Source organism: Flavobacterium sp. FlaQc-30 (assembly GCF_044005885.1).
Taxonomy (GTDB): domain Bacteria; phylum Bacteroidota; class Bacteroidia; order Flavobacteriales; family Flavobacteriaceae; genus Flavobacterium.
Genome location: NZ_JBIPCO010000008.1, coordinates 36,296 through 61,971, shown reverse-complemented (window position 1 = coordinate 61,971; position 25,676 = coordinate 36,296). Strand labels below are relative to the sequence as shown.

The following is a 25,676-nucleotide window of genomic DNA, read 5'->3' as shown; positions in this document are numbered from 1 at the left end:
ATGTTAGTACTCTTATTTAAAAATTTTATCCGTTCGAAAGGCACCAAAATTGGATTGCTTTTTTTACTCGCAATTGGCTTTATAAGTCTTTTAATTGGACATCAGTTTCAGGAAAAACAACAGAACAATATTACCGAAGCAGTAATTTACCAAAAGGAACATATAGCGAGAAATGCCGCTTTTCATAAAGACGAAATTGGACTTCTGCTCTACTACATCAAGTTTTCATTGGTAAATAAAACACTGCCTATAAACAGTTTATCGATTGGGCAGCGCGATGTAAATCCGTCTATTCAAAGTGTTACCATTCGTGGTTTGGAAGCTCAGAAATACGATTCAGAACTTAATAATCCCAGCAATCTTTTAGCCGGAAATATCGATTTTAGTTTTGTGCTTTTGTATTTATTTCCACTTTTGATAATCGCTTTTTCATATAATATTATTTCTGAAGAAAAAGAATCTGGAACTTGGAAAATTGTAGCGACACAGAGTCCAAACACCTTTTTATACATCTTGAAATTATTCTACGTCCGAATTTTAATTTTAATTGGACTTTTGACTTTGATTCTTTTAGCAGCGGTTATCTTTTTACAAATTCCAATTGACAAATCGCTTATTGTATTTTATGGACTTTCTGTTTTATACTTATTATTTTGGTTTGCCGTTTGTTTTTTTATTGTTTCGCTGCAAAAAAACTCAAACTTCAATGCGGTCATTCTATTGACAATTTGGTTATTCTTGATTATAATTCTTCCGGCGGGAATTAATACGTACATCATCAATAAGTACAAAGTTCCTGAGGCTTTAGAATTAACGCTTACGCAGAGAAATGCTTATCACGAAAAATGGGATATGGACAAGCAGGAAACGCTGGATAAATTCTACAAACATTATCCGCAATTTAAAAATTATCCTTTGCCGGATAAGGAATTCAGCTGGCTTTGGTATTATGCCATGCAGCAAATGGGTGACGACGAATCTGCTGTTCATTCAAAAGAATTAGAAACTAAACTACAGCAGCGTAATAATGCCGGCGAATTTATAGCACAGTTTATTCCAACGCTTCATACTCAAATTCAGTTGAATGAAATTGCAAAATCAGATTTACGAAATCAGCTTTTATTTTTAAAGGAAACGACAGAATTTCATGAAAAGCTGCGTTTGTATTTCTATCCAAAAATATTTGACAATGCTCCGGTTAATCAAGAAAAATGGGAGAATTTTAAAGTTGAAACTTTTAATGATAACTCTGATACTAGTTTTGTAAAAGCGTTTTTACCCTTATTGCTTTTTAATTTATTGCTGATTGGTTTTGGATGGCGAAATTTTAAACGTAAGGTTATTTAACCGCAAAGAGCGCAAACAATTACGCAAAGTTCGCAAAGTTTTACACAAAGCTTTGCGAACTTTGCGTTTTTACTAAGCTTTTTTTAAACTCACAGATTTGTCATTTCGACGAAGGAGAAATCGCACTAGAAATTCCGTTGCTATTGCTGCCAAAACTTTGTAGATATACTTGTGCGATTTCTCCCTCCGGTCGAAATGACATTACTTTGTCTTGAATAAAACTTTCTAAACTTATTCTGAATAAAATCATTCGAATTAATCTTTATTTGAATTTTATTTAGAATTAATATAAATAAACTTTTATATTTGCCGCTTTCTTAGCAAATCGAAGTACTTTTCAAAATTTACTTAATATTGCTTTTTCAAAGTAAATTTCGTTTAATGAACAATAATACCAGTTTCGAATTAAATCTATTCCTGTCCTTTAAGGAAGGAGACGAAACTGCGTTTAAGTTTTTCTACGACAAGTATTTCAGACGAATTCAATCTTTTAGTGTTCAATTTATTTACGATTCAGACGAAGCTGAAAACCTTGCGCAAGAAGCTTTACTTCATTTGTGGCAAAATAGAGAAAGCGTAGATTCTATCAACGGGATTCAGGCTTTTTTGTTTACTTACGCCAAATCTAAATGTTTGAATTTAATTCGTCATAACAAGGTAAAGGATAAGTTTAAGAATGATTTATTGAACTATAAAGAGAGAGAACTGGATATTGAGGTTTTAAATTCGCTTCAGTTTGATACTTTAGAATTGACTGAACTTGAACATATAATTCAAGAATCGATTAACGATCTTCCTCCTAAAACCAGAGAAGTTTTTATAAAAAAACGCTTTGAGAATAAAAAAAATGCAGAAATCGCCGAAGAAATGCAAGTTACCTTAAAAGCTGTTGAAGCCCACATGACAAAGGCTTTGAAGATTTTAAAAACAAAATTATCCGATTATTTATTTCTTATTTTTATCCTTATTTATAATAATTAAGAATAAAAGGTAGGGTTTTTTATTTCTGAGGTGTACTTACTATAACCAGAAGTTTAATATTTAAATATGACATCAGAAATAATAAATAAATACCTTTCTAACGAAGCTTCGGAGCAAGAAGTTCAGGCACTTTTTGAATGGATTGAAGCTTCTGCCGAAAACAAGAAACAATTTATTGCAGCAAAAAAAGCGTGGGTTCTTTCCGGCTTATCAAACGTTGCTGCAACTGATGCTGTTTCTGTAATTCAAATGAAACCAAAAAATAGACTGAGGCAATACTTAAATTATGCTGCAGTATTTTTAGTTCTTTTAGGATTAGGAACTACATTTTTATTATTAACTAATACTTCTAAAACCTCAAAAGAGATTGTTCTAGAACTTGGCGACGGCCGTTTAGAATATTTTTCTGAGAAAAATCAAACTGCACTTTTAAATGATAAAGGAGATTTAGTGGCCAGAAAATTTCCTAACGAAATCATTTATTTTGGTAAAACTTCTGATGAAAAGGTGGTTTACAATACACTTACGATTCCGTACGGAAAACGATTCAAACTTAAACTTTCAGATGGTACAATTGTAAATTTAAATGCAGGAAGTACTTTGCGTTATCCACAGCAGTTTGGCATCAACGGCAATAGAAATGTTTATTTAACTGGTGAAGCTTTTTTTGATGTTGCCAAAGACAAGGAGCATCCGTTTATTGTAAACGCCAATCAGGTTGATATTAAGGTTCTTGGTACAAAATTTAATATCAGCGCTTATCCAGAAAACCCTACTATTAACAGTACTTTGATAGAAGGGAGCATTGAAATGTTTGAAACTGCAAATCCTGCAAATGTTGTTTTACTTGAGCCAAACCAAATGGCTACTTGGCAGCATAATGCAAAAAAAATTACTTTAAAAAATGTTGATCCTGCCTTTTACTCAGCCTGGACAAAAGGTGAATTAGCGTTTAAAAACACCCCATTTTCTACAATCGCAAAGATTATTCAACGTACCTATGACGTTGAGATTATCAATGAAAATTCTGATTTGGCCAGACAGAATTTTACTGGTACTATAAAAATCAGCGAATCGAGTGTCGAAAACATTTTAGATCTTCTAAAACGTGACACGCCTTTTAATTATTCAATTGAACAAAAAACCATTACCATTACCAATCCTCGATAAATAAATAAACATGACATTTACGATACAACCCGTTTTAAGAAAAATTCTATTTTTCTTAGCCATACTTATATCTGGATTTAAAGGATTTTCTCAAAATAAATTAATAACGTTACATGTAAAAAACAAACCTATAAGCCTAATTATCAAATCGATTGAAGAACAGACTGATTTTAGAATAATTTATAATGCCAGAAAAATAAATGCTGATCAGCTGGCTGATTTAGATGTCAATAATGCGTCTCTTGAAACCACTTTGAAACTGTTATTGAAGGGTAAAAATATTTCTTTTTACATTCAGAAAAAACAGGTTTTATTAACGAATGCTGTTCCTGACGTTACTGCAAATACACAGGAAACAGAAAGATTTATAAGCGGTACGGTTTATAATGCAAAAGACAAACTGCCGCTTCCAGGTGCAACTATACGCATTAAAGGAACTGGAATGGGTGCTATTACTGACTTTAACGGAAAATTTGTTTATCTGTTAAAAGGAAATAATATCAATGATCTTGTTCTTGAAGTTGGCTTTTTGGGTATGGAAACGCAATCGCAAAAGGCAGACAACAAAAAACAATTTGTTTTTCATCTTCAAGAAACTACTGATGAGCTGAATCCGGTTATTATTACCTCATCATACGGTACAACAAAGTTGAAGGAGGAAATCGTAGGAAGTATCTCTACTTTGAACGCAAAAGATATTGCGGTCGAACAGGCTTCTGAATCTGTTGATAAAATGATTACGGGACAAATTGCAGGAGTTTTGGTTGAAAATACAACAGGAGTTGGAGGTCCCGTAAAAATTAATATCCGCGGACAAGGTACTCTGCCTTCTTTTACAAATGCTAGAACTGGAACTTCTACACAGCCTCTTTTTATTGTTGATGGCGTTGTTATGAGCGAAGAGTTTGGTTTAGACAGTACTTTTTTTAGTGGAAATGGAGATGCTACAGAAACCTTTTCTAACCCGTTAATGAAGATTGCTCCAGAGAATATAGAAAGCATTTCGGTTTTAAAAGATGCTGCTGCAGTTGGTATTTATGGTGCTGATGGTGCAAATGGTGTAATTTTAATTACAACTAAAAAAGGAAAAAAGGGAAAAACACAATTTGGATTTTCAAATCAGCTTGGTATTTCGTCAGCCATTAATCAAATTAAATATTTAAATGGCGAACAGTATACTGAACTGCGCAATGAGTTTATAAAAAATACTTCACCAGGAAGTGCTTTAACGCCGTACAACGGGGTAAACACAGATTGGTTTAGTTTATTGAACAGAACTGGTGTTTACAACAAATATAACTTTAACGTTTCGGGTTCAACTTCAAAATTTTCATACCGCACTAATGTGAGTTATACCAAAATTGATGAACCTCAATTGGGTAATGATACGAAACAATTAAATGCGGGAATTAATTTGGGTTTTCACCATAAAAATCTAAATGTAAGCTTAATGCTTAATCCAAGTTTTGTACAGCAGCACGCGCCAAATATCTTTTATTCATTTGCTTACCTTCCTACTCTGTCTCCTTATAATGCAGATGGTTCTTACTCTTTTTTAGGCTCAAGCGGTATTACCAGAGGAAATCCTCTGGCGGCAATTGAACAAAATAAAAATGAAACGAATACTTACGGACTTTTAAGCAGTTTGAATGTTTCTTATCAGCTTAGCAAGGCGATAAAGTTCTCTACTCTTTTTGGTATTGATTATACGGATAAAGAACAGGATCGCTACTATTCTGCTGAAAATGAAAGCGGACAGTTTTTGAATACTTTTAAGTTGAATGGTATTGATTATCCTAGATGGGGACGCCGTCTTATAAACCAACGAAATTCTACAAAATGGAACTGGCAGGGACAACTTTTGTTCGAGAAACAGCTTACTGAAAGCCATGGCATTGATGGGGTTTTAGGTTTTGAACTTGCTGAGGATAAAACCAATTTTAATTATAAATCTGCTGTAGGTTTTGTGAATCCAAATCAAGTTAATGCTATTTCGGATGCTGTTATGGATGACAACCCAAATACGCCGGAAGATGAATCAAAAAACAATCAAACATTTGGAAATGACATAAGTTATAATTCGAGAGTTTCGGCATTTGCCCAGGTAAATTACAACTATAAAAAGCGCTATTACTTTTTGGCTAATTTCCGTCGCGATGAAAGTTCTGTTTTTGGTGTCGACAGCAATGTTGCTTTCAATGGCGGCGCAGGTGCAAGCTGGATTATAAGTAATGAAAATTTTCTTAATTCTAATTCTTGGATTGATTTCTTAAAATTAAAAACCAGTTACGGTTCTACAGGAAACTCAAGAATTGGTTCTTACAGATCTAAAGGTTTATACACAATTCATCAAAATGGTTATAATGGTTTAGACGGAGCAGTTCCTAATACAGCTCCAAATGGGGATTTAAGCTGGGAAAAAAACATAAAATTCAACGGCGGAATCGATTTTAATATTTTTAAACGTCTGGAATTTTCTGTTGAATACTATTATAATAATTTGAGCGATTTGATTGCAACACGAGATATTCCTACTGAAACTGGGTATAATTCTCTTCAATTAAATGCGGCAACCATGTATAATAAAGGTTTTGAATTTTCAACCCGAATTAAATGGGTTAAAAGTGATGCTTTTAAATGGACTACGGCTTTTAATATTTCTACAATAAAAAATAAAGTAACAGAATTAAAAGGTTTAGGAAGCGATTATTCTCAAGCCGAAATGGCGCTTGCACAAAAAATAGGTTACAGCACCACTACCATTTGGGGATTAAACTGGGTGGGCGTTGATCCTGCAACGGGAAGAGACTTGGTACAAAAAAATGGTAAAATCTACGATATTATGACTTATAGATCATTGTATACTATCGCAGATTGGGAACCAATCGGCGACCGACAACCAGATGCTTTTGGAGGATTTTACAATAGTTTTTCTTTTTACAGCAATCTTGTTTTATCATTTAGAGGAGATTTTCAAATTGGCGGTGAATTCTTAGCAAAAGATGTTCTTATCGATAAATATTCAAATACATTCAACAGAAACCTTTCTGTTAATGCTAATGATCATTGGAGAAATCCTGGAGACATTGTGTCGCAGCCCGCAGTTACTTCAACTCCAATCGTGGCAAACCTCAGCAAATATGTTTATGATGCGACTTATATCAGATTGAGTAATATTAATTTAAGCTATAATATACCGCTAAAAAATACATTTCTAGATACACTTGCCGTTTTTGCAGATGCAACTAATGTAGCATATTGGTACAAAGAAAAAAGCCCGAAAGGAATGAACGGAATACGCGAATTTAATTATACATATCCGCAAGCCAGAACAATCTCGCTTGGTGTTAATGCTAAATTTTAAAAAAATGAAATATTTAAAATATATAACAATTGCTGTCCTGCTATTTTCGGTACAAAGCTGCAGTGACTTTTTAGAGCAAGAACCTGGATTACAAACTTCTATAGATGAACTTTTACAAAATAAAAAAGGTGTTTTAACTGCCTTAAACGGATTGTATCGTGACGTAGAAGCAAATACCAGAGGCGAACGTTTTGCTGTTTATGCTGATATGCAGGGAGGAAACATAAAATTTACTCCTGCTTCAGCTGGAAACAGTAAAGGACAAATTACGGCTGCGCCAAATGTTAGAGCCGTATATTCTTTTGAAGATTTATCTGAAACCAGCAACTTTAAATTATTTTACGATGAAAGCTATGATATTATAAATCAAGCCAATTTAATTCTAGAATATATTCCGTCGCTGCGTGATGCCACTGATGTTGAGAAAAATCAAATAAAAGCCGAAGCCTTGGCAATAAGAGCTTATACACACTTTTTACTTTCCTTAGTTTACAGTCAAAATTACGGTTACACACCAAATGCATCGCATTTAGGAATTGTTTATAATACTGAATCTATCAAATCTGGCTTAAAATATCCGGCAAGAAAAACAGCCGCCGAAACGTATTCTTTAATTATTGCTGATCTAAAAACGGCTTTAGACAATTATTCCAGTAACGCCGCTTTAGCGGGACCATCGTATTCGTTTTTCAATAAAAACAATACAAAAGCACTTCTTGCAAGAGTATATCTGTATAAAAAAGACTGGGCAAATGCTTATGAAACTGCAAATGATGTTATTGCAAATTCAGGTATAACATTAGTAAGCTCTTCCAATTTAATTGCACAATGGTCGCAGGCAGATATTCCTCTTTCTGAAACATTATTAGAATTTTCGATTCCAAAAGATGCCGAAGGTTCTGTATCATCATCAATGTCCTCTTATTTTGGATATGACGGATCTAATTATGCCGCATATGTCGCTTCAAATGACTTAATTAATTTATATGAAAACAGTGATTTAAGAAAACAACTATTTATTACTGCCTCCCTGCCTACTTTAATAAACGGAGTGCTTACTGGAGCAAATTACAACTTTACTAAAAAGTTTCAGGATAACGCGGGCTATGTTGCTTTTAGGTTAAGCGAAATGTATTTAATACGAGCCGAAGCTGCTTTAGAAAACAATAGATCTGATCTTGCATTTGCCGATATTAATACCATTCGCAGCCGTGCAAATGCTTCACTACTTACCAATACAACCAATTTAAAAGAAGCACTATTATTAGAAAGAAGAAAAGAATTGTGTTTTGAAGGTCAGCTTTTCTTTGATTTAACTCGTAATCAAAAAGGAATTACAAGAAATGACGGTTGCATTTCAAACAATTGCAGCATCGAATATCCATCGCTAAAATTTGTACTGCCTATTCCAATCTTTAATATTAATCTTAATGAAAACTTACAACAAAATGAATCGTATTAAGATATTCAGCATATTAACTTTAACCGCATTATTTATTTTTTCTTGTTCTAAAGACGATTACAAGATGGGTTCTGAAATTGACCCGCATTTGAGATTTAACTTTTTCGTAAAAAGCGACAATACTCCTTTAGAATATCCTGCGATTAATGGAACTCTTATTCCACAGTCAAACTATGTAAACAAAGCAATAAAAACATTAAAAGTTCCTGTTGCTCTAACAGCCTATTCCCTAAAAAATACCGTTACAGCCAATTTCAGCTCGACGATAACAGGCGACAATTCAGGTTTCAGATTAAATCCTGTCAATGAACTTGTTTTTCAAGGAAACAAATTGACTGACACAATTTCTATTTCGTTTGATAAAAGATGGGCGGCAAACCAAAGTATTACATTGAAAATCGAAACAATATCAGATCCAAGTATTCATATTGGAAACCTAAATACGGAAGCTAAAAATGATACCTTCAAAATTGATTTGGCTCCAATAACAACAAATTATACATTTCCAATAAGCCGATTTGATATCAAAGGAGAAGCAGGAGAAAAATTTGACTTTAATGTTAATTTTCCAAACGGATATTTTCCTTCTGAAATGGAAAATCTTGAAATATTTGAATCCTTAGATGGATTTAATTATTCATTAACTCATGATCCTTTTAAAGCAAACAGCAATTCTGTTACTTATCATTTTACCCTTTTAGAAAACATTAAAAACGATGATGTTTATTACGAATCAGCTATTTCACTAGTAAATGCTGGTGATTATACGGCAACAGGAAACACGATTTTACAAATCGTAAAACCAATCAAATCAAAAAGGGATGTTAATGCAAATCCGGCATCTAAATTTTATGATTTATCAAATGCTTTTTACCTTACTTACGGCGAAACTTGGTTTGATAGAAGCGGTGTTTGTGCATGGCAGGCTTACAATGCCTTTACCTTTCCTATTGTTGTTCCCAAAAGCCATGAAAATGCTGTTTTATACAGCGATAAAGGAACTGCAAATCCAAATGACGATGTTTATCACGATGCTTTCAGAATTGGTTTTAATGTAGCTTCTGGAACAAATACCACAAATTCATTCAACCTGAAAAGATGGTTCAGCAACGAAAGTACAACAGCAGCAAATTCGCCTGGATTTAATATTTCATCCGCTTTAGAGTTTTTTCCAGCAAACGGAAACAGTAAAACAAACGGAAATGTTTTAGTAATTCCGCAATACATTACCATCACAGGAAGCAATAAAAACAAACATATAATTGCAATTTCAGGATCAGGAACTTACAAAGAAATTAGTACTGGTTTATTTGAAATTTCGTTCGAATTAAAACTAACAAACGATGCGCTTTTTGGAGGAACTGTCTCTACGCAATATAGAATATACAACAATAGAACATATCCTAAACCTGCAGCTCTAAACATCGACTGTCCTAAAGAAGTTGATCTATAATTTTTAATTGACAGCTTTAGGTTTGCGGATCACACTAATCTAAAGCTGTTAAAAAAATACATTCAAAAAAAGAACAAAAACACAAAAAACAAAATTGAAAAAGCTAATCTTCCCTATTCTCTTTTTGGTAAGTTTAACGGCTTACAAAAGCATTGAGCAGCCAAATTACATTGATATTCAGGAATTACGAAAAATCTACTCTAGCGGAGATTTGTCCAAATGGCCTGCGGCAGAACTACATGAAAGCATCGATAAGTCGAAATTTCAAGATATTGGCGTTCTACCTGCCGTTCCATATCCTGATTATAATCCATATTCTAAAGAAAAAGAAAGTTTAGGCAAGATATTGTTTTTTGATCCGAGGTTATCTCGAAGCGGACAAATTGCCTGCGCATCCTGCCATAATCCAGAATTGGGATGGACTGATAATTTAACACGTTCTTTTGGTCACGACCGCCAAACAGGAAAACGTAATTCGATGACCATTTTAAACTCGGCATACGCCACTTCCCTATTTTGGGATGGACGCGCAAAAAGTTTAGAAGATCAAGCACAATTTCCTATTGGAGATCCTTTAGAAATGAATGAGAAACTAACAATTGCCGTTGATAAAATTGCCAAAATTAAAGGCTATAAACCGCTTTTTGAAGCCGCTTTTGGAGATAAAAAAGTTTCTTTAGAACGCATTCAATATGCCATTGCTACATTTGAAAGATCAATTAATAGTCCGAAAAGTAAATTTGATCAATTTGTAAGCGGAAAATCAGACATTTACACCGATCAGCAAGTAAAAGGGATGCATTTATTTCGAACCAAAGCACAATGTATAAACTGCCATAATACACCTTATTTTAGTGACAATGAATTTCATAATGACGGACAGACTTTGTTTGGAACAAAAAATGAAGATTTTGGACGTTATAATGTTACTAAAAATGTAAAAGATATTGGCAAATTTAGAACGCCTACACTTCGTGAAGTAGTAAATACTAAGCCATGGATGCATCACGGACATTTTCCAACTTTGCTTGATGTTGTTGAGCTTTATAATTTAGGAAATCCCTCTCCTGTTCAAAAAAAATATTTGGGAACAGCACGAGATTCTTTGATTCCGAAAGTTGATCCTGCGCTTAAAAAGTTGAATTTGAACAAAGAAGAAATAAGCGATTTATTAGCTTTTATTGAAACTTTGAGTACACCAACGAGAAGAATTATGACACCAGAAATGCCAAAATAAACCCGTTAAATACAATACTCTTAAAGCCTGTTTTCATTTAGAAAACAGGCTTTACTTTTATACAAAATCTAAACTGTACTTTTACTTTTTTCGATAACAATTTGCTATTCTCACATTGAAGTATAAAATGACACCGCAGCTAAAATGAGATTGCCATTTTTTAAATTTGTTTGTAACAAAAAGAAATTCTCCTTTTTATAAAAAATACCACTTATGAAACTTGAACACATTCAACTTCAGACAGCAGATATTAAACAGACTGCATTATTTTATCAAGATATTCTTGGTTTACCGATTTTAGAAAACAACTCCGAATTTGTTACTATCAAAGCAGGAAACTCAACTTTAAAATTTATTGAAAACAGCGATTTCAGCTCAATATATCATTTTGCCTTCAATATTCCAGAGAACAAACTTGATGAAGCTATTGAATGGTGTAAAAACAAAGTCGATTTAATTGTAATTGAAGATCAAAATGTTATTACCAATTTTGAAAACTGGAATGCTCACGCGGTTTATTTTTATGATAATAATGGAAATTTATTAGAGTTTATTGCCAGACATGATCTCGATAATTTTCAAACGGAAGAATTCAGTTCTAAATCCATTTTAAATATTAGTGAAATTGGAATCGTAAATGAAAATCCATTGGAATTAGGAAATCAATTAATCGCAAAACACGGCTTAAACTTCTTTACTAAAAATACAAACAGCGAAGCTTTTGCTGCAATTGGCGATGACGAAGGTTTATTAATTATGGTAAGACCTAATCGAAATTGGTATCCTACCCAAACTCCTTCTGAAAGTAATAAAACAGCTATTAGACTTGAAAATAATGGGCAGATTATTGATTTAAAATTTTAAGCAATTTCAAATTTCAGTTCACTATTAATTTCTTATTTTTATAAAAAGTTGACACTATTATACCAATAACATAAAAATTTTTAAAATGCCATTTGTCCGAATCAGTCTGCCCAAAAAACTTTCTCAGGAAACAAAAAACACTATTTCAGAATCGATTCATCACTCTTTGATCGAAGAGTTTAATATTCCAAAAGATGATTATTTCCATGTTATTGAAGAATTAGAACCTCATCAAATAAAATATCCAGAGAGTTATCTCGGAATTTCACATTCTGATGAAATAATTTATGTTCAAATAACGGCTGGGCAAGGAAGAACTTTAGAACAAAAGAAAAAGTTATATCATCAAATTGCTACAAGAATTTCGTCAACAACATCAATTTTAATCAATAATGTTATCATTGTTTTATTAGAAAATAATGGACATGAAAATTGGTCTTTTGGAAATGGTGAAATCCAGGAACAGAAACATTTAAAAAAGTAACATTACTCAAAATATAAAGCCCAATTCAAGTAATTTGAATTGGGCTTTATTTATGTTTAAAGTCAAAATTTAAAACTTCATTTTCTGAATTCTTACGGCATTCAATATCGCCAGTAAGGCAACTCCAACATCGGCAAAAACGGCTTCCCACATAGTTGCTAATCCGCCTGCACCTAAAATCAGCACAAAAGCCTTTACAACAAAAGCGAGCGTAATATTCTGCCAGACAATTTTTTTGGTTTGTTTTCCAATATTAATTGCCATTGCTATTTTACTTGGTTTATCATCTTGAATTACAACATCGGCAGTTTCGATTGCAGCGTCGCTTCCTAAACCTCCCATTGCAATTCCTACAGTGCTTAAAGCAATAACGGGCGCATCGTTTACGCCGTCTCCAACAAATGCAACGGTTTCATTTTTAGCCTTGATTTCATTTACTTTATTTACTTTATCTTCTGGAAGCAAATCTCCAAAAGCATTGGTAATACCCAGTTTATCGGCTACAAATTGAACCACATTTGTTTTATCACCGCTTAACATTGTTACTTTTACACCTAATGCTTTTAGTTTAGTAACCGTTTCCTGCGCGTCTTTTTTAATTTCATCTGCGATGGTTAAATAACCTGCAAATTTTCTGTCGTATGCGATGGCAATTGTCGTATAAACAACTGTGCTGGGATCTATGTTGTACGGTATCGAAAATTTATCCAAGAGTTTAAAATTACCAACATGCAATTCCTTTCCGTTAAAAAGTGCTTTTAATCCGTGTCCTGAAATTTCCTCAACATTTTTCAATTCAATCGATGAATCAATTCGACCAACATAATTATGAATTGCGGTTGCAACAGGATGCGTGCTATGGCTTTCTAAAACATTTACCAGATTCAGAATTTCTTTTTTATCAAATTCAGGATTAATAATTACTTCCTGAACTTTAAAAACACCTTCTGTCATTGTTCCGGTTTTATCCATTACAACATTCTGTATAACCGAAATACTGTCTAGATAATTACTGCCTTTAAACAAAATTCCGTTTTTACTTGCCGCTCCAATTCCGCCAAAATAACCTAGCGGAATACTAATTACTAACGCACACGGACAAGAAATAACTAAGAAAACTAACGCGCGGTACAACCATTCATTAAATACATAATAATCTACAAAAAGCATTGGCAATACACAAATTGCGATTGCGAGATAAACAACAATTGGAGTGTAGATTTTGGCAAATTTTCTAATAAACAATTCTGCAGGCGCTTTTTTTGTTACAGCAGTTTGAACCAATTCTAGAATTTTAGATAATTTACTATCGCTGTATGCAGTTGTAACTTTTACTTGAACAATTGTATTCTCATTTATCATTCCTGCGAGAACTGTTTCGCCTTTCTTTTTGGTATCTGGTTTACTTTCTCCCGTTAAAGCTGCGGTATTAAAAGATGCTGTATCTGATAATAACTCTCCATCTAATCCCAGTTTTTCTCCTGCTTTAAGCTGAATAACTGATCCTATTTTCACTTCAAAGGCTTTTACTTTTACAGCAATATTATTTTCAAAAATAGTAACCTCATCAGGGCGTGAATCTAATAGACTTTTAATATTCGATTTTGCTTTGCTGACTGCCATTCCCTGAAATGTTTCTCCAATGGTATAAAACAGCATAACGGCAACACCTTCAGGATATTCTCCAATTGCAAATGCTCCAATTGTAGCAATACACATTAAAAAAAACTCCGAAAAAACATCTCCTTTTATAATGCTTTCGTAAGCTTCTCTCAAAACAGGAAAACCTACCGGAAGATAAGCGGCAGCGTACCAAACAATCCTTACATAACCTGAAAACCATGTTTGAGGAAAATAGTTATCAAAACCAATTCCTATAAGTAATAAAACAAAGGATATGATGGCAGGCAGAAACATTTTAAACAAACTTCCTTCGCTGTTGTGTTCGTGATCATGTCCGTGATCATGCCCGTCATGATCAGAATGTACAGGCTCATCATGTGAACAGCTGCAGGATGGTTTTGCTTTATTTTTTGTACTTTTTATTTCTTTATCTTGATGTATCATGGGGAAACTTCTTGTTTAAACTTTTTCTAAATAATGCACTAAATTTACGGTTTTTATGCCAAAGTTCATTGCTGCAAAGACACTAAGCCGTTAAGTTTTTTATTAAAAAAAACATCCTAGTTTGTTATTTCGACTGAAAGGAGAAATCACAAACGTTACTCTACAAAAATTGGCAACACACTTTGTCAAAATTCTAGTGTGATTTCTCCTTTCAGTCGAAATGACATAAAATGAGAAAAACTTTGCACCTTATTTGCAAATAATCTAGTGACTATGCTCACCTCCGCCTTTCATGGCAGACAACAAATAAAAAGCTCCTTTTGTAACAATTTTAGCTCCTGATTCAATGGCACCAACAAACTTAATTTCTGTAAAACCTAAATCTGTTGTTCCTGGAACTACTTCAACGGCTTTAAAATGAACTTCTTTCTCGTGAGCTTCCTCTTTTTCGCCTGCTTTATGTTCGTGCTTTTCTTCTGCATGAGCTTCTTCCTGAACAAAAACAAAGTATTTATCGGCATTTCGAACTACGGCATCTTTTGGTAAAGCCGGAACAGTTGCATTAACAATATTAATATTTGCCGAAACATACATTCCCGGAATCAATCCTTTTGCATCGGCTGGATCAATTTTAGCATGAACTGCAACAGTTTTACTTTCATTAGAAAATGATTTATTGATTCCGAAGATCTTTCCTTTAATTGATTTATTAGATTGGTTTGTTAATACAAAATCGATAACCTGACCAATTGAGATTGAACCCAAATCTTTTTCATAAACATTCAAATCTAAATGCATCTGACTATTGTCTACTACTTCAAACAAAGAAACTCCGGTTTGTGCAAAAGCACCTTTGGCAATATTAATTTTCCCAACATAACCGTTAATAGGTGCCACAATTGGAACTACAGAAGTACTTCCTTTTGTAGAAACATGCAAAGCTTCTAATTTGTTTTTTGCAGCTTGTGCTCGCGCTCTTTCAGCCGCTAATTTGGCTTTTACTTCCTGAAATGTTTTTCTCGGATTTACGTTTTCGTCACTCAATGTTTTCTGACGATTGTATTCTAACTGCAGATATTCAACATTGGCTGTTGCCGAATGATATTCTTCCTGCATTTCGATAACTTCAAGATTTTGAATCGTTGCCAATACTTTTCCTTTATTGACAAAAGTTCCTTCTAAAACAAAAATATCCTTCACCGTTCCGCCGATTAAAGTCGAAACTTCAGCTGAATTTTGCGGGGGAACCGTAGTATATCCATTTGCTTTGATGATTTTGTTAAGATTTCTGTCTTCAACAAATCCTGTTTCAATACCTACCGTTTTATACTGAGATTCTGTTAATGCAACTTCTGTAGTAGATTTTTCTTCTTCTTTTGTTTCTTCTGTCTTTTTTTCATTGCATGAGATTAATATTCCGCTATAAGCTATAAGCAGTAAGCTGTAAGCAATTTTTCTTTGCGAACTTTGCGTTAAAATCTTTGCGACCTTTGCGGTTAAAGAATTATATATATTTTTCATTTTAATTGTTTTTGATGGTTGGAAATTGGAGTTCGATAGCACTTTGATTAAAACTGTGTGTTGCTTCAGCAAATTGTTTTTTAATATCGATTGCCTGATTTAAAAAACTAATATAAGACCAGTAACTCAAATCACCGTTTGCATACGTTTTTTGTGCTGTTTCAATAATCTGATTGGCGTATTGTAAACCTTCATTTTGATAATAATCCAGATTCTTCTGCTGTTTTTTGAAGTTGTTCTGTAATTCTTCTTTTTGAAGATTCAGCATAATCTTATTTTTATCTAATGCCAATTGTGATTGCGAAATACTGATTTCAGCCGCTTTTGCTTTTGCTGTATTTACTCCTCCAAATAATGGAATCTGAAGACCGGCTGTAAAACCTTGAAATAAAGATTCTTTATTAATTGTTTGTGCAAAATAACCTAAACCTACCTTTGGCGTTCGCATGGCTTTAAATGTTTTAGCTTCCTTTTGAAAAACCGAAATTTCTTGTTGATACAAATCCGTCATTACACTTTCGGCTTTTGAATCCTGATTTTCAATAAAAGAATATTTTAACGAAGTTGATTCATCTGGCAGTATATTTTCATTCGTTTGAATAAAAAACTGAAGCTGTTTTTGATAAATTGCCATATCATAAGCCAATTGTTCTTTCTGGGTTTCGATTTCCTTTACTTTCGCTTTGGCACTTATTACCTCAATATTACCGCTTTCTCCAGTTTTAAAACGAAGCTCAGCATTTTTTAGAAATTTGGTATAAATCTCATTTAATTCAGAATTCAACTTCTGAATCGAAATTCCGTACAAATACTGATAATAAGCCAATGTTACCGCTTTTTCAATCTCATAAGAAGATAAAGCCTTGCGTTTCTCTGCCAATTTTGCCAGTTCTTCCTGCAACTGTCTGTTAGCCTTTGTAATATTTCCTAACGGAAAAAATTGCTGCACCGAAACATTGTGATCATAATCAGCACTATTAAACTGTCCGCCTTGATATTGCACCTGAAGCGGATCTGGTTGAAAAGCAGTCTTCTGTAAAGTCTTTTGCTTTTCTATTTCCTTATCCGCAATTTTTAAATCAATGTTGTTTGATTTAGCAAGTTCTATTGCTTTCTCTAAAGATATTTTAGTTTGCGCTGATGCCAATGTGGTTATCAGTAAAAATGTGATTAACCACAATGTTTTATTCGCCAATAGGAACTTGTTTAACCGCAAAGTTCGCAAAGAATGCGCGAAGTTCGCAAAGGGAATTGTATTGATTTTATATAGTATTTTCATTTTTTATCTTTTATATTTCACGCAGATTTTAAAGGATTTAAGCAGATATATGAAGATTATTTTTTGTCATTTTTAAAATTAAATCTGCTAAAATCTGCCAAATCTGCGTGAAAATCATTTTACTTTATGATTAAACTTTTCCAACATTAAATACAAAATCGGTAAAACGATTAAAGTCAGTAAAGTTGCAGAGAATAGTCCTCCTATTACAACTGTAGCCAATGGTTTCTGAACCTCTGCCCCGCCGCTTGTAGACAATGCCATTGGCAAAAATCCTAATGAAGCTACTGCTGCAGTCATTAAAACGGGACGTAATCTGGTTTTGGTTCCAATTAAGATTCTTTGCAACGGATCTAAAATCCCTTCTGTTTTTAATTGGTTAAAACACGAAATCAAAACAATTCCGTTAAGAACCGCAATTCCAAACAAAGCGATAAACCCAATTCCTGCAGAAATACTAAACGGCATTCCGCGCAGCGAAAGCGCAAAAACACCTCCAATAGCCGATAAAGGAATGGCAGTAAAGATTAAAAGAGCCTGCTTGTAACTTTTGAATGTAAAATAGAGCAGTATTAAAATCAAGCTTAAAGCAATAGGCAATGCAATTGAAAGTCTTTTTGTAGCTTCGATCAAATTTTCAAATTGTCCGCCATACGTTACATAATAACCTGCAGGCAGTTTAAAATTTTTATCCAGTTTTTGCTGAATTTCTTCAACAACCGTTTTAATATCACGACCACGTACATTTAATCCAACCGTAATTCTGCGTTTCCCATCTTCACGAACCACCTGAACCGGCCCTTGCTCGTAATCGACTGTCGCCACCTGAGAAAGCGGTACCTGTTGTCCGCTTGGAAGCGGAATAAATAAATTGCTTACATCAGTAATATCAGCACGATTATCTTCATTCATTCTAACCACAACATCAAAACGCTTGCTTTCATCATAGATTTTTCCCGCGCTTTCTCCCGCAAACGACGAACGAATGATTTGATTAATATCAGAAATATTCAATCCGTATAAGGCAATTTTGTTGTAATCGTATTTAATTGTTATTTGTGGCAGACCTGTTACTTTATCTGCTTTTAAATCGCCAATTCCTTCAATACTTTTAATCTTCGAAATTAACTCGGCTGCTTTTGAATCTAGAATTTCCAAATCATCTCCAAAAATCTTGATCGCAATATCGCTTCGGCTTCCAGTCATTAATTCGTTAAAACGCATTTGAATTGGCTGCGAAATCTCAATATTCGCTCCAGGAATCACTTCCATTTCTTTTTTCATGGCATTTGCCAGTTCTTCCCAATTGCGATATTTGCCTTTCCATTCTTTCTTATCTTTCAAAACAATAATCAAATCGCCGCTTTCTATCGGCATTGGATCTGTTGGGATTTCACCACTTCCAATTTTCGTTACTATTGTTTTTATCTCTGGAAATTTAGCTTTTAGAATCTGTTCGTATTTAGTGGTTGTTTCAACCATCTGCGTAAGCGAACTTCCTGTCATAATTGTTGCATTGATAGCCAAATCGCCTTCTTCGATTGTAGGGATAAATTCTCCTCCCATATTCTGAAAAACAATAACACCAAATACAAACAATCCTAAAGAAGCTCCTAAAACTACTTTTTTAAACTGAAGTGCTTTCCTTAAAAATGGTGTGTATAAATTCTCGAACCAACGCATCATTCTATCGCTGAAGTTTTCTTTATGTTCTGTTTTTTTCGAAAGAAATAAAGCACTCATCATTGGTACATAAGTCAGCGAAAGTATAAATGCACCAATAACTGCAAAACCAACTGTCATTGCCATTGGTTTGAACATTTTTCCTTCGGTGCCCACTAAAGCCAAAATTGGTAAATACACAATCAAAATTATGATTTCGCCAAAAGCGGCACTATTTCTAATTTTTGATGCCGAATTGTAGATTTCAGCGTCCATTTCTTCCTGCGAAAGTTCTTTTTTACGTTTGAGTTTTTGCAAATGATGCATGGAAGCTTCAACAATAATCACGGCGCCGTCAACAATAATTCCAAAATCGATTGCACCAAGACTCATTAAATTTCCGCTTACGCCAAAGGCATTCATCAAAATAATGGCAAAAAGCATCGCCAGCGGAATTACAGAGGCTACGATTAATCCTGCACGAAGATTTCCTAAAAATAAAATCAACACAAAAATGACAATTAAAGCTCCTTCTAATAAGTTTTTTGTAACGGTTCCGATGGCGTTATCTACTAATTTTCCTCGATCAATAAAAGCCTCGGCAACAACACCTTCTGGCAGACTTTTATTAATTTGGATCATTCTTTCTTTAACACGATCAACAACTGCGCTGGAATTTTCGCCTTTCAACATCAAAACCATTCCTGACACGATTTCACCTTTACCGTCTTTAGTTGATGCTCCATAACGCAATGCAACGCCTTCGCGAACCTGCGCTACGTCGCGCACTAGAACTGGCGAGCCATTTCGGTTTTTAACCACTACATTTCCAAGATCTTTAACTCCTTTTGCCATTCCGACGCCGCGAATAAAAAAAGCATATTGGTCTTTCTCAATATAAGCACCGCCTGTATTTTGATTGTTTTTTTCTAAAGCATCAAAAATCTCGGTAATGGTTACGCCAAGACTGTTTAATGTATTTGGGTTTACGGCAATTTCATATTGTTTTAATTTTCCGCCCCAAGTACTTACGTCTGCAACTCCTTCAATTCCTTGCAATTGCGGAATAATGATCCAATCTTGAATGGTTCTTAGTTTTACGGCATCGTATTTATTTTCGTATCCTTTTTTAGCATAAACATCGTATTGATAAATTTCGCCTAAACCTGTAGAAATTGGCGCCAATTCTGGCGAACCAGCATATTCTGGAATGTTTTCTTCTGCTTGTTTTAAACGCTGAAATATTTGTTCACGCGCCCAATAAATATCGACATCGTCTTCAAAAACAACGGTAACGACAGATAATCCAAAACGTGAAATACTGCGCAGTTCTATAATATCCGGTACTGTTTTTACAGCTTGTTCTAATGGATATGTAATTAATTGTTCGACCTCTTGACTTGCCAATGTAGGTGCGGTTGTAATAATTTGAACTTGATTATTGGTCACGTCCGGCAAGGCATCAAGTGGCAATTTTTTAAGCGAATAGCTTCCCCAAGCTATTAAAACAAGGGTAAATAGTAGTATAACGAATTTGTTTCGTATACTAAACTGAATGATTTTATCTAGCATTTGAAATATTTAATGACATGAGAAATTAGACAAAAATTTGTCTTGTAATTTTGTGGAAAGTCCACAATTCTCTGACCCAAATAATGCCTAGTTTTAAAATTTAAAACTAAACAATTGGGTTATCATTATGCTATTTGCGGCGGCTGCCAAATACTTCCGTAAAAATTAGAAGTAAATACAGAAATGTAATTTGGTAAAGAAGTAGAAATAATGGTGTGAGCAGCAGGAAAATCATAACTCACCGAATATTGAAAAGTCAAAATTTGTGCTCCACAGCAGTTGCAAGCGCAAAAAGGAGAGCATAAATCATTGTCTTTATCGTGAGAATGATTGTTTTCTGATGAAAACTGAGCTGTTTTATGCATAGCACTACCTACTTCCACATCTGCACAAGGCATATTTGAAAGTACAGTTAAGTAAAGTGATAATACTATTGCGATCCATTTCATGACTGTAAAAATAATACTTTATCTCTTTAGTTGAAACAAATTATTTTACTCTGCTGTTTTTTAATTGCATTTTCTAAAAAAAATAGTACAAGTCAAAAGAAAATTTATTTAACTTTAACAATAATTAACATAATATTATACATTCAAAATTTCAACCTTTTATATCCTAAATATCTAAAAAACAAAATCGTACATACCTATCAGTTTAAGAATACATTAGTTCTATTTTATTTTGCGCAGTTTTATTAATTAACAAATACCACAATCAATGAAATGCAACACAGTAATATCAGCCTTTTTATTATTCTTTAGTGTACAGATTTTCGGTCAGGTTTATACCGATAAAATCGTAGGACAAAAAAATCAACAATTAAAAGATAGTCTTAAAGTAGAAGAATACCCATACGCTCTTCCTATATGGGGCGAAAAAGTTGCTCAAAAAGGCTATAAATTACCTTACTCAGCGGGATTATCAATAAATTATTTTTGGCAGGATTCTCAAATCGATATTAGTGATTTGAATGTTGGTTTCAATAATGGTCCGCAATTCAACTTAGATGAAATTGTGCGTTTTGACAAATCTTCGGTCGAAGCCGGTGCACTTACAATACGACCTGATATTTGGTTATTACCTTTTTTAAATATCTATGGAATTTTTGGAAAAGCAAATACTGCCACAAAAATTAATGCTGGTATTTGGATTCCAGATGCTGATAATAATTGGTCGCAAGTGGCTTCTTTCAGTACTAAAGCCAATTTTAACGCTACAACTTTTGGTTTGGGTATGACGCCAACAATTGGTATTGGCGGCGGCTGGCTTGCATTGGATATGAATATGGCTTGGACAGACATTAGTTCTTTAGATAAACCTGCATTTTCGTATGTTTTTGGACCTCGACTAGGTAAAACTTTTAAGTTTCATAAGCAAGATCAAAATATCGCTTTATGGGTCGGAGGTTTTAGAGTTCATATTTCTGGCGATACTAACGGAAATATTGCAATGTCTGATATTTTTGATTTAACTACTGCGCAAGGCAAAGTTGACAGTGGTTTAGAAAAAGTAGCCGAGAATCAAACAAAAGTAGATAACTGGTGGAACGGGTTAACTCCTGCGCAACAAGCTAATCCTATAAATGCGGCAAAGCATAATACTGCCAACAGAGCATTAGAAAGAGCTGGAACTTTTTTAACTAATCTTGATGGTGCCTTGAGTACTGCTGGAAATTCTTCTGTTCAGTACTCATTACAAAAAGCTCCAAAAGATATGTGGAATTTTATTATTGGAACTCAGTTTCAATATAACAAACACATTATGTTTAGGGCAGAATGCGGATTTTTAGGAAGTCGTACTCAAGTTTTAGGCGGACTTCAATATCGTTTTGGACTTTAAACCCAATTGTATGAAAAAAGGTTTACTCTTGCTTGCTGCATTATTAAGTATGTCTCAGGCGAAGTCTCAGGTGCTGATTTCCTTAATTTTTGGAGACAAACTAAATTCTCCTTTTTTAGAATTTGGATTAGAAGGAGGTATAAATTTTTCTACAATTTCTGATCTGGATAGTTCTGGAAGTAATCCTGGTTTTAATTTAGGTTTTTATTTTGATTTACGATCAAAACAAAATCCTGCTTGGATGATTAATACTGGTGTAATTGTAAAATCGCCAATGGGAGCGCGACATATTCCGCTGTATTCTTTAGACGATGCGAATTTAGATAATACTTTTGCAGGCGGAACTGTAAATCGTGAGATTCGATATTTTAATGTTCCCATTTTGATTAAGTATCAGTTTAAAAATAGAATTTATCTAAAAACAGGGCCTCAATTTGGTCTTTTAGCCAAAGCTTTTGACGAGTTTTCTAAAGAGGTAAATAAAGATGATGTGGTTTACAAAAAGAACATTCGAGATCAAATTCGTGTTATTGATGCCGGACTTGCTTTAGGAGCGGGTTATCATATGAATGTTGGAAATGGCTTGAACATAACAGTTCAATACTATTATGGTTTGGTTCCTGTAATGAAAGGCGATGGCCCAAATGTATACAACAGATCTTTGTATGTAACTGCTGGTCTGCCTATTGGAAAAGGAAAAGCTGCTCAAAAAAGAGCTAAAAAAGATGCCGAACTCAATAAAATTATTCTGCCAGAAGATGAAATGCCTAAAAAGTAATTAACATTACGCTTATAGGGAAAGAGTCAAAAAAAATCCAAATTTCTAGATTCAAGAAATTTGGATTTTTTTTATTAAAATTTAAAAGCTTTTATCTGCTCCATTCAGCGATACTGTCTTTGTTCATTTTTACATAATCTTGGTTGTTTGCAGCTTCAGCAGCAGCCAATGAGATTTTAGCCGTTTCAACAGCACCTTTTTTATCTCCTTGTTTTGCCTGAATCAATGATTTCAATCTAGAAACGTAGTAAGGTTTTTCAGTACTCATATCAAGAGCTTTATCAATGTAAGTTCTTGCTGTTTCGATATTTCCATTTGATTGAAACAAATATTGTGCAGCAGCAAAATAGTCATTCCAAGTTGGTCCAGCCAATGTTTTTTCGATACTTGCAGTTGCAATTTTTGCAGTTGGAACTTCAAATTTTAAAGCAACGTGAGAGTTTTCCCAAGCCATTTCTAAATAACCAAAATTAGGATCTAAACCATTAATTCCAATTGTAAAAGTTTCTACCGGTGTTGGCAGTGCATTTTCTTTTACTGTTGTTCTTAATGCTACATAAGCATCACTCCAATTTTCTGGCAATCCCCAGTTGTCTGTAGAAAGGTAAAAAATAACTTCCCAGCTTTCGATTTTAGGAATAGTGTAAATTGCATACTTCCCTTTTTTCAAAGTTTTTCCATCAATTACAACATCATCACTAAAATTAATAATTGTATTTTCGTTTGCTCCTGTTCTCCACAATTTTCCAAACGGAACTAAATTACCAAAAACTGCTCTGCCTCTCGCACCTGGACGCGAGTAAGTAACCTCAACATCTGTTAACCCAACTGTTTGTTTAATATAAGCTTTTGGACTCGCTTGTGGTGTTTTCACCTGAGCTTCAGACGCAAAAGGAGCCATTATTATAGCTAATGCGATAAGTAGTTTTTTCATTATTAAGAGTTTTTTTTGTTTGTTCAAATTTACAAATTCAATTACCGAACAAATGTTAAAATTTACATAATTCAAGATTGAAAATCAGCTATTTTTTTGGCATTTAATTCATTGAAATTATTAATGATTAAATCCGCTTCATCTAAGTCCTGCATGTTCGAATGAAGACTGTTATATCCTACACAAAAAATCCCAGCACCTTTTGCTGCTTTTACACCATTTGTACTGTCTTCAATAATAATACAATTCTCTTTAGGAGCAATTGATAATGACGCTGCATGAATAAAAATAGCAGGATTTGGTTTTGACTGAGGAAAATCTTCGCCACTCACAATATGAGAAAAATACTGGTGCAGATTAAATCTCGTAAAAACTCTTTCTATCGTAACCTTTGATGCCGAAGAAGCTAAAATTAACTGGATTCCGTTTGCATGTAAATCTTTAATTAAATCCTCAACACCTTCCAGCAGATACAAATCTTCTTTTGTGTCAAAAGCATCATTAAAAATACTTCTTTTTCGTTGAATCAAATCTTCAACTTCATGAGTTATCGAAGGAAAATGTCCTTTTAATGTTTGAAATGTATTTCGAGTCGAAAATCCAGTAAATGAAGTATACATTTCCTCGGAAACTTCGATATTTAATTCTGAAAACTGCTTGTAATAAGCATAACGATGAACGGGTTCTGTGTCGACAATTACGCCGTCCATATCAAAAATTACTGTTTTAATCATTTTTTTTTAGGTTCTTAGGTTCTTAGGTTCTGAGAGGCTAAGATTCTAAGTTTTTTTCTGCACTAAACTCAGCACCTTAGAATCTCAGCCTCTTAGCGCCTTATTTTTTAAGTAAATAACGAATTACTGCTTCAGCAGCATGAAGTCCGAACAAACCAGGCATGTAGCTGTTAGTTCCGTAAAACGATTTTTTAAAATTTTTCCCGTCAGTCAATTTTAAGCTGTTTTCATCTTGAATTTCAGATGAAAAAACCACTTTTAATTTATTGATTTTTACCGCTTTTAATCGCTTGCGAATTGCTTTTGAGAAATAACAGTTTATAGTTTTAGAAATATCAGCCACTTTTACTTTAGAAGCGAGCATCTTTCCTCCTGCTCCCATACTGCTGATGATTTTTACTCTTTTGCGTTTTGCCGCAATAATCAAATTTAATTTTGGCGTAATACTGTCAATACAATCCAAAACATAATCAAACTCAGGAGAAACAATTTCAAAAGCGCGTTCTGGCGACAAAAACTCCTGAACACGAGTTAATTTCAATTCGGGATTAATATCCATTAAACGATCACCGACAATAGTAATTTTAGGCTGACCAACTGTTGAATGCAAAGCAGGAAGCTGTCTATTAATATTCGTAATATCCACAACATCGCCATCAACAATTGTCATATTTCCAACTCCTGCTCTAGCCAAAAATTCGGCTGCAAATGATCCTACTCCGCCTAAACCTACTACCAGCACGTTTGCATTTTTTAGATTTTCTAATCCTTCTTTTGTAAATAAAAGCTCAGCTCTTTCTGTCCACTCTGCCATATATTTTCTTTTGTTGTTTTTGTTTTTTTATTTGTTTCAAGTTCACTGCCTGTCAGACTGAGCGAAGTCGAAGTTCAATTTGAGCGCCCCTTCGACTTCGCTCAGGGTGACAAA

At 33.9% G+C, this 25,676-nt stretch carries 19 protein-coding genes; 11 read left to right on the top strand and 8 right to left on the bottom strand.

The annotated features are described in order from the left end of the window. The 9 genes from ACHRV0_RS17240 (at nt 1) to ACHRV0_RS17200 (ending at nt 12,362) form a co-directional block, all read left to right on the top strand. A complete protein-coding gene (locus ACHRV0_RS17240; protein ID WP_395441761.1) occupies nt 1-1,347 on the top strand; it encodes a DUF3526 domain-containing protein in 1,347 nt (448 codons plus the stop codon). Nucleotides 1,348-1,728: 381 nt separating this feature from the next. Continuing rightward, the gene (locus tag ACHRV0_RS17235; protein WP_089055552.1) at nt 1,729-2,328 is read left to right on the top strand and encodes an RNA polymerase sigma-70 factor; all 600 of its coding nucleotides are present in this window, start codon (nt 1,729-1,731) and stop codon (nt 2,326-2,328) included. Nucleotides 2,329-2,394: 66 nt separating this feature from the next. After that, the gene (locus ACHRV0_RS17230) at nt 2,395-3,498 is read left to right on the top strand and encodes a FecR family protein (protein ID WP_395441760.1); all 1,104 of its coding nucleotides are present in this window, start codon (nt 2,395-2,397) and stop codon (nt 3,496-3,498) included. Nucleotides 3,499-3,508: 10 nt separating this feature from the next. Next, entirely contained in the window at nt 3,509-6,862 is a 3,354-nt protein-coding gene (locus ACHRV0_RS17225; protein ID WP_395441759.1) for a SusC/RagA family TonB-linked outer membrane protein, read from the top strand. A gap of 4 nt (nt 6,863-6,866) precedes the next feature. Then, nucleotides 6,867-8,324, top strand: a complete 1,458-nt coding sequence (locus tag ACHRV0_RS17220; RefSeq protein ID WP_395441758.1) for a RagB/SusD family nutrient uptake outer membrane protein — start codon at nt 6,867-6,869, stop codon at nt 8,322-8,324. Continuing rightward, complete coding sequence (locus tag ACHRV0_RS17215; RefSeq protein ID WP_395441757.1) at nt 8,293-9,777, top strand: hypothetical protein; 1,485 nt, start codon at nt 8,293-8,295, stop codon at nt 9,775-9,777. The genes ACHRV0_RS17220 and ACHRV0_RS17215 overlap by 32 nt, the downstream gene beginning before the upstream one ends. Before the next feature lie 94 nt (nt 9,778-9,871). Continuing rightward, nucleotides 9,872-11,014, top strand: coding sequence for a cytochrome-c peroxidase (locus ACHRV0_RS17210; protein ID WP_395441756.1), 1,143 nt, complete (start codon nt 9,872-9,874; stop codon nt 11,012-11,014). A gap of 213 nt (nt 11,015-11,227) precedes the next feature. Beyond that, complete coding sequence (locus tag ACHRV0_RS17205) at nt 11,228-11,878, top strand: VOC family protein (RefSeq protein WP_395441755.1); 651 nt, start codon at nt 11,228-11,230, stop codon at nt 11,876-11,878. A gap of 85 nt (nt 11,879-11,963) precedes the next feature. Beyond that, entirely contained in the window at nt 11,964-12,362 is a 399-nt protein-coding gene (locus tag ACHRV0_RS17200; RefSeq protein ID WP_395441754.1) for a tautomerase family protein, read from the top strand. A gap of 69 nt (nt 12,363-12,431) precedes the next feature. Here the strand turns inward: ACHRV0_RS17200 and ACHRV0_RS17195 are convergent, their stop codons facing one another. The 5 genes from ACHRV0_RS17195 to ACHRV0_RS17175 all read right to left on the bottom strand — a co-directional run bounded on the left by ACHRV0_RS17195 (nt 12,432) and on the right by ACHRV0_RS17175 (nt 20,912). Beyond that, complete coding sequence (locus ACHRV0_RS17195) at nt 12,432-14,429, bottom strand: heavy metal translocating P-type ATPase (RefSeq protein WP_395441753.1); 1,998 nt, start codon at nt 14,427-14,429, stop codon at nt 12,432-12,434. A 264-nt stretch (nt 14,430-14,693) separates the two neighbouring features. Then, on the bottom strand, nt 14,694-15,950 hold the full coding sequence (locus tag ACHRV0_RS17190) for an efflux RND transporter periplasmic adaptor subunit (protein WP_129022981.1): 1,257 nt from the start codon (nt 15,948-15,950) through the stop codon (nt 14,694-14,696). A 1-nt stretch (nt 15,951) separates the two neighbouring features. Beyond that, entirely contained in the window at nt 15,952-17,229 is a 1,278-nt protein-coding gene (locus ACHRV0_RS17185; protein WP_129022980.1) for a TolC family protein, read from the bottom strand. A gap of 114 nt (nt 17,230-17,343) precedes the next feature. Further along, complete coding sequence (locus tag ACHRV0_RS17180; protein WP_395441752.1) at nt 17,344-20,463, bottom strand: efflux RND transporter permease subunit; 3,120 nt, start codon at nt 20,461-20,463, stop codon at nt 17,344-17,346. A 125-nt stretch (nt 20,464-20,588) separates the two neighbouring features. Continuing rightward, a complete protein-coding gene (locus tag ACHRV0_RS17175) occupies nt 20,589-20,912 on the bottom strand; it encodes a DUF6660 family protein (RefSeq protein ID WP_395441751.1) in 324 nt (107 codons plus the stop codon). Between the two features lie 268 nt (nt 20,913-21,180). On the opposite strand from ACHRV0_RS17175, the gene ACHRV0_RS17170 reads away from it, so the two are divergent. Next, complete coding sequence (locus ACHRV0_RS17170) at nt 21,181-22,302, top strand: hypothetical protein (RefSeq protein WP_129022978.1); 1,122 nt, start codon at nt 21,181-21,183, stop codon at nt 22,300-22,302. 10 nt (nt 22,303-22,312) lie between these two features. After that, nucleotides 22,313-23,080, top strand: coding sequence for a porin family protein (locus ACHRV0_RS17165; RefSeq protein ID WP_395441750.1), 768 nt, complete (start codon nt 22,313-22,315; stop codon nt 23,078-23,080). A 91-nt stretch (nt 23,081-23,171) separates the two neighbouring features. Here the strand turns inward: ACHRV0_RS17165 and ACHRV0_RS17160 are convergent, their stop codons facing one another. The 3 genes from ACHRV0_RS17160 to ACHRV0_RS17150 form a co-directional block, all read right to left on the bottom strand. Next, the gene (locus ACHRV0_RS17160) at nt 23,172-24,014 is read right to left on the bottom strand and encodes a DUF2911 domain-containing protein (protein ID WP_089056775.1); all 843 of its coding nucleotides are present in this window, start codon (nt 24,012-24,014) and stop codon (nt 23,172-23,174) included. A gap of 71 nt (nt 24,015-24,085) precedes the next feature. Further along, nucleotides 24,086-24,748: an HAD family phosphatase gene (locus ACHRV0_RS17155; RefSeq protein WP_129024724.1), complete on the bottom strand. Its 663-nt coding sequence runs from the start codon at nt 24,746-24,748 to the stop codon at nt 24,086-24,088. Nucleotides 24,749-24,848: 100 nt separating this feature from the next. Then, nucleotides 24,849-25,562 carry a ThiF family adenylyltransferase gene (locus tag ACHRV0_RS17150; protein ID WP_129024723.1) on the bottom strand — a complete coding sequence of 238 codons (714 nt, stop codon included), beginning with the start codon at nt 25,560-25,562 and terminating at the stop codon, nt 24,849-24,851. Nucleotides 25,563-25,676 lie beyond the last annotated feature (114 nt).